The organism is Lyngbya confervoides BDU141951 (assembly GCF_000817775.3).
Lineage (GTDB): Bacteria > Cyanobacteriota > Cyanobacteriia > Thermosynechococcales > Thermosynechococcaceae > Lyngbya > Lyngbya confervoides.
The window spans coordinates 1-5388 of record NZ_JTHE03000036.1 but is presented as its reverse complement, the minus strand read 5'-3'; the positions used below and the strand labels follow the sequence as shown (position 1 = coordinate 5388).

Here is a 5388-nt window from a genome sequence, read left to right as displayed (position 1 = left end):
CCGTTTGAACAGCTCAATGGCTTCAGCTATCACGAGGATTGGTTGCGCAACCTACTCATCGCCTCATCTCTCAATGCTCTGGGGACGGGGTACCCTAGGAAACACAAATTAAATTAGAACCAGGAACATCCGGGATATCAGGTGGCGATCGCCCATCCACAGGCGATTTATGACTACATTCTGCAACTGGTGCAGGCCGCCGAAATCGCCAATCCTGAGGCGGTGGCTGAGCAATTGTTGCTGCTGGTGGAAGGGGCGATCGTGGTGGCAATGATGCGTCAAAGCCCTGCGGCTGCAACCCTTATTCAGATGGCTTAGCAGAATTGTGAGCAAGAAAATATCCCCAGGTAGGGGCGCAGGCCCTGCGCCCTGGGGTCGTCGAAACCCGTAGTTTTAGCCATATTAATCCCCTCACGTTAGGGATCTTCAACATATCTTTGGCGACCTTGGGATTGGGCAGTCTGCTACTGATTTACTGTGTCCTGAAGTCTGAGCGCTGGGCTCTTTAACATTAATCTAGATCCCAGGGTATGGAGGCCGCTAAGTTTCGGTCCGCTCAGATTAGCGGCGGTCCCTTATTGCTTATGAGAATCCACCCAGGTTGCCAATCCGTCGAGCAGTAAGCTTAGCCCAAACTCAAAGTTGTGCAACCCATCATGGCGACCATCCATGACTTGGTGGGTCAGTTGGTTCAGGTAGGGATATTTTTCAGGCGGAACCATCGACACATAGTCTTTGGCTACCGCCGCATACTCTTCCGCTTCGAAGGGAAAGTTTAGGGCTTGCAGCGTAAAGCCATAGATGTGGCTGTCGAGGGCATTCCAGGCATAATCGGCCATGGGGTAAGAGAAGCCTGCTTCCACCAGACAGGCCAGGGTGGCATCCACATAGCGCAACATGGCAGGCCCTACATTGACCCGCGACATCAGCGCCAGGGTGGCCCAGGGGTGGCGCAACAGTACGGTATGGGCTGAGATGGCCCGTTGCCGCATGGCGGTTTTCCAATTTACCTCCAGGCTGGGTAGCTCAATTTCTCCTACCACCAGATCGACCATGCCATCCACCATGTCGTCTTTATGGGCAACGTGGTTATAGAGAGACATGGCCTTCACCCCCAACGCCTGAGCCAGCTTACGCATGGACAACGCTTCAATCCCTTCTGTGTCCGCTTTCTGAAGGGCAACCTGCAAAATGCGCTCCCGACTGAGGGGAAGCGGAACAGTGGATTCTGAGGACGGTGTTTGAGGCATCGTTACGGTTCTACATCAATGCAAACGACTGCTATATCAGCACTTGGGGCGGGAGACTGTTTTCTATGTTGACAAACTTACGCCGTAAGTTAAACTTACACTGTAAGTCCAGGTTTTTTTGATTCCTTTGTTTCTGTTCAAGCGGAGGTCGCCTGATGCAAGTTCCCAGTTCTTCTGTCCCCATGTCTGAGGTTCGCACCATGAAAGCTATTGTTCAGAGCGAATATGGATCCCCCGATGTGTTGAGTCTGGCTGAGGTTGAAACGCCCCTTGTCCCTGACCAAGGTGTGCTCGTCAAAGTCCATGCGGCTTCTGTAGATGCGGGGGTTTGGCACCTGATGCGAGGCATGCCCTTTCTGATTCGACTGATGTACGGCGGGTTGCGTAAGCCCAAGCACGCCATTCTTGGCTCGGCCATTGCTGGACGGGTGGAAGCCGTGGGCAAGGCAGTTACCCAATTCCAGCCGGGGGATGAGGTGTTTGGAGATCTTTCCGAATCAGGATTTGGGGGTTTTGCAGAATATGCCTGTGCTCCAGAGGAATCGTTGGCTCTCAAGCCCAATAATTTGAATTTCGAGGAAGCCGCGACCATTCCCGTCTCTGGCTTAGCAGCACTGCAGGCGCTGCGGGATGTAGGGCACCTCCAGGCGGGGCAAAAAGTTCTGGTGCTGGGAGCTTCTGGTGGAGTGGGTTCCTTTGCGGTACAAATTGCTAAAGCTTTGGGTGCAGAAGTGACTGGCGTTGCCCGCACTCGCAAAGCCGAGATGGTTGCTCGGCTCGGCGCAGACCAGGTAATCGACTATACCCAAACCGATGTCACTTTAGCGGGGAAACAGTACGACCTGATCCTCGATGCAGCAGCCTTCCGTCCCTTTTCGGCCTATCTGCCCATTTTGACAGCTACGGGTACCTATGTTGTAGTAGGCGGCTCTACGGGGGATTTTCTGCGGGCGCTGGCGCTGGGTCCGTTTGTGTCTAAGGCTGCCGGGAAAAAGGTGAAAAGTTTGGAATCGAAGCCGAATCACGCCGATTTAGTGGCTCTTAAAAACCTTGCTGAAGCTGGCAAACTTGCCCCGTTTATCGACCGGACTTTTCTCCTGGAGGAAGGTCCAGCGGCAATTCGCTATTTGGAAGACCGCAATGTAACAGGAAAAGTCGCTATCCGCGTCTAAATTCCCTGGGTGTTAGGCCCGTTACCTGCCAGAACTGTTTACTCCAATGGCTGTGGCTGTTGAACCCACCTTCCAGAACAATATCGATGACGGCCTGATCACTGTTTTTCAGAAGGCGTTTAGTGTGTTCTATGCGCCGCTGAATAACGTATCCCGAATACGACTGGCCCGCCTATTGCCGAAAATATGGAATCGCCACTGAGGATCTGAAGGCGATTGCCCACGCCCTTGGCCGACCCATGGCGAAGCTGAATGCCACAGATTCCCATGATGTTGTTAACATTCGGATACAATCTGTTTTTTCCTCACAGGATCCACATTTCTATCTTCCAAACTTAGAATCGACAAGGCTTCTGGGTGTTGACTCAGTAAAAGTTGGCACTGTGAGAGGGGTGGGGTATGCCTCAAGATTTGCGATCGCTCTCCTGCAGTTAGCGATTTTTGGGTAATTTTAACGTTGACTCGACGGACGGGGAGGCGCTGTTCAATTCAGCCCATTTGCACGAGTTGTGGAGCATGATTCACTTGGAAGCATAGTTCTAATCTCATTTTGTTGATTTGTTAAGCGAAAGCAATGAATATCCCTCATGAATATCCCTGTTGATTCTCCTGGTGGACCGATTCGGATGTTGGCTAACCGCTACCAAATCTTACAGGTGCTAGGCTCTGGCGGGTTTGGCAACACCTTTCTGGCGGAAGATACCCAAATGCCGTCACATCGGCGCTGTGTGATCAAACAACTCAAGCCTGTTGAAAACGATCCTCAGGTTTATCAATTGGTGTGCGAAAGATTTGAGCGGGAAGCTGTGATCTTAGAGAAGCTTGGCTCAGAAAATGACCAAATACCTCATTTATATGCCTATTTTAATGAAGGCGGTCGATTTTATCTGGTTCAAGAGCTAATTGTTGGCAAAACTCTCACAGAAGTTGTCCGTCAACAGGGGGCATTAGCAGAACAAAGCGTATGGCAGATTTTGATTAATCTTCTGCGGGTATTGGAGTTTATCCACCAAAAGCAAATCGTTCACCGTGATATCAAACCAGACAATGTTATCCTGCGTCAGGAAGATGGCAAACCGGTCCTGATAGATTTTGGGGCTGTTAAGGAGGTGTTGGGAACCGTTTTTGATTCCCAAAGGAACAGTCAGCAGTCAATAATAGTTGGGACCCCAGGGTTTATGTCCTCAGAACAGATGGAGGGTCGTCCAACCTATGGCAGTGACCTCTACAGCTTAGGATTCACCGCAATTTATTTGCTGACGGAAAAAAGTCCCCAGGAGTTTGCAACCGATCCACAGACGGGTCGGGTCGCCTGGGAAATGTATGCGCCAACGGTGAGGAGCAGCTTGGTCGAGGTCCTGAATAGAGCGATCTCAATCCATGTTCAGCAACGTTTTTCCAGCGCCTGGGAAATGCGGCAATCACTGGAGGCAATGGAGACGCTGGTTAATTCCCCAGCGGATACCTTAAGACAGAACTCCTTTTCGTCGCCGCCGATCAACGGTGTAGGGCCGCCCATTCAGCCTAGGGTTCCATCTCACCTGTCCCCGCTGATGTCTCCAGCGCCTCAAGCATACTGGAATTCACAGCCTTTGCTCCAAGACCCGCCATCGCATTCCATGGGGGATTGGAAAAAGGCCATCCTGATTGGCAGTATTATGGCTGGTGTTGTCCTAATCGCTCTGTTCCTGTGGTCACAGTTCATCTCGAAAGAAGAGCAACCCTCCTCCTCAAGCCCGACTGTCTCAGTAAGCACGGATCCAGAGCCCATAACTGAGAGTCCACTATCAACGCGTGACAGTCCAGAACCAGACCTCGGGTCAAGCTCAACTCCGACAGATACAGTCAGCCCAGAACCTATTGTAGATCCGGTTGAGGATCAGAGAGTGCCTGCTGTGATTAATGACCCAGATGGATACACCAATATTCGGGCTGATCGGGGGACTGAATCACCCATCGTAACCATCGTCAACGAGAATGAGATTTTCTACACTATTCCCCAGGAAGATGCAGAATGGTGGCCGGTATGGACATCAAATGGTGAGTTTGGCTATATGTACTATAACCGCATCCAGCTAAGAAATTAGAGAGGTGTGAAGAATTTCTATGCTGACGCATACGTTGAACCCCCCCGGTTTCTTGATCCTCTGTGCGCTTGGATCGCTGACTGCTCTGGCGTTCAATGGAAGCTGTACACCGATCGAAAATCCACCCACGTCCACGTCCACGTCCACGTCCACGTCCACGTCCACGTCCACGACTCCGATTAAGGTAGCCCCTGCCACTTCACAAGCGCCTGAGGATAGGTATCAAGAGAAGCTGCAAGGTCAAGAGAGCACTCCCTTTGCCTGGAGCCAGTTTTTTGTCAATGTTAAGGCAATGATTCCGACAATTCAGCTTGATATCCGCTACCACACAGCTTATAACTTTGTTGGGCAACCGATTAAGGGCTACCGGTCTCCTAAATGTCTACTGACCAGAGCCTCAGCCCAAGCATTAAATCAAGTGCAACAAGAATTGATGTCTCAAGGTTATTCTCTGAAAGTCTATGATTGCTACCGACCTCAGCAAGCCGTTGATCATTTTGTGAGATGGGCCGTAACTACTCAGGCTGAAGTAAGAAAGGTTTGGGGCTTCCAGAAAATAGAGCAATGAGAGCATCCACGACATTGTGTCCTTGCTTCCGCAAAGTTGAAATATACCCTCGAATACGACAGAACATATTGCCTCCCGCCTGAGAGCGGAAAGAGCCCGAGATTTTTTGTTTGAGTTTCATCATTCGTAAATCTCGCTCTGCCTGATTGTTATCAAAGGGCACGTCAAAGTTGTACATGAAGCCTAGGACAGAAGCCTTTTGAGTGTCTAGACGATTGAGTAAATTACGAGGGAGAGGTAACTACTCAGGCTTAAAAAAATCAGGTCATTTCTGAAGATTGCGAAAAGAGGAGATAAGCTAGTTTTGCAAG

The 5388-nt window shown here is 50.6% G+C and carries 7 protein-coding genes and 1 pseudogene; 5 read left to right on the top strand and 3 right to left on the bottom strand.

The window, feature by feature from the left end; translation table 11 throughout:
* Positions 1–141 precede the first annotated feature (141 nt).
* Positions 142–318: a hypothetical protein gene (locus tag QQ91_RS05485; RefSeq protein WP_166283968.1), complete on the top strand. Its 177-nt coding sequence runs from the start codon at positions 142–144 to the stop codon at positions 316–318.
* Between the two features lie 44 nt (positions 319–362).
* Positions 363–509, top strand: a complete 147-nt coding sequence (locus QQ91_RS21930) for a DUF8051 family protein (protein WP_510980326.1) — start codon at positions 363–365, stop codon at positions 507–509.
* 66 nt (positions 510–575) lie between these two features.
* Here the strand turns inward: QQ91_RS21930 and QQ91_RS05480 are convergent, their stop codons facing one another.
* On the bottom strand, positions 576–1250 hold the full coding sequence (locus QQ91_RS05480) for a TetR/AcrR family transcriptional regulator C-terminal domain-containing protein (protein ID WP_166283966.1): 675 nt from the start codon (positions 1248–1250) through the stop codon (positions 576–578).
* Between the two features lie 200 nt (positions 1251–1450).
* Between QQ91_RS05480 and QQ91_RS05475 the strand changes: the two genes are divergently transcribed.
* A complete protein-coding gene (locus tag QQ91_RS05475) occupies positions 1451–2422 on the top strand; it encodes an NAD(P)-dependent alcohol dehydrogenase (protein WP_166283972.1) in 972 nt (323 codons plus the stop codon).
* Here the strand turns inward: QQ91_RS05475 and QQ91_RS21805 are convergent.
* Complete coding sequence (locus tag QQ91_RS21805) at positions 2409–2534, bottom strand: helix-turn-helix domain-containing protein (RefSeq protein ID WP_236096267.1); 126 nt, start codon at positions 2532–2534, stop codon at positions 2409–2411. The two genes, QQ91_RS05475 and QQ91_RS21805, sit on opposite strands and share 14 nt — an antisense overlap.
* A 475-nt stretch (positions 2535–3009) precedes the next feature.
* Here QQ91_RS21805 and QQ91_RS05470 point away from each other — a divergent pair, with 475 nt between their 5' ends.
* Positions 3010–4509, top strand: a complete 1500-nt coding sequence (locus tag QQ91_RS05470; protein ID WP_166283964.1) for a serine/threonine protein kinase — start codon at positions 3010–3012, stop codon at positions 4507–4509.
* A 19-nt stretch (positions 4510–4528) separates the two neighbouring features.
* Positions 4529–5077 (top strand): M15 family metallopeptidase, encoded by a 549-nt coding sequence (locus QQ91_RS21800; protein ID WP_375340939.1) that lies wholly within the window; start codon positions 4529–4531, stop codon positions 5075–5077.
* On the opposite strand, the pseudogene QQ91_RS05465 reads toward QQ91_RS21800, so the two are convergent.
* Positions 5025–5309, bottom strand: a pseudogene (locus QQ91_RS05465) (IS66 family transposase); the annotation flags it as partial. The gene QQ91_RS21800 and the pseudogene QQ91_RS05465 overlap by 53 nt on opposite strands.
* Between the last annotated feature and the right edge of the window lie 79 nt (positions 5310–5388).

Bases quoted from the DNA above. Each gene is read 5' to 3' on its own strand.
- QQ91_RS05475 (WP_166283972.1), top strand. From the start codon at position 1,451: ATGAAAGCTATTGTTCAGAGCGAATATGGATCCCCCGATGTGTTGAGT.
- QQ91_RS21800 (WP_375340939.1), top strand. From the start codon at position 4,529: ATGCTGACGCATACGTTGAACCCCCCCGGTTTCTTGATCCTCTGTGCG.
- QQ91_RS05480 (WP_166283966.1), bottom strand. From the start codon at position 1,250: ATGCCTCAAACACCGTCCTCAGAATCCACTGTTCCGCTTCCCCTCAGT.
- QQ91_RS05470 (WP_166283964.1), top strand. From the start codon at position 3,010: ATGAATATCCCTGTTGATTCTCCTGGTGGACCGATTCGGATGTTGGCT.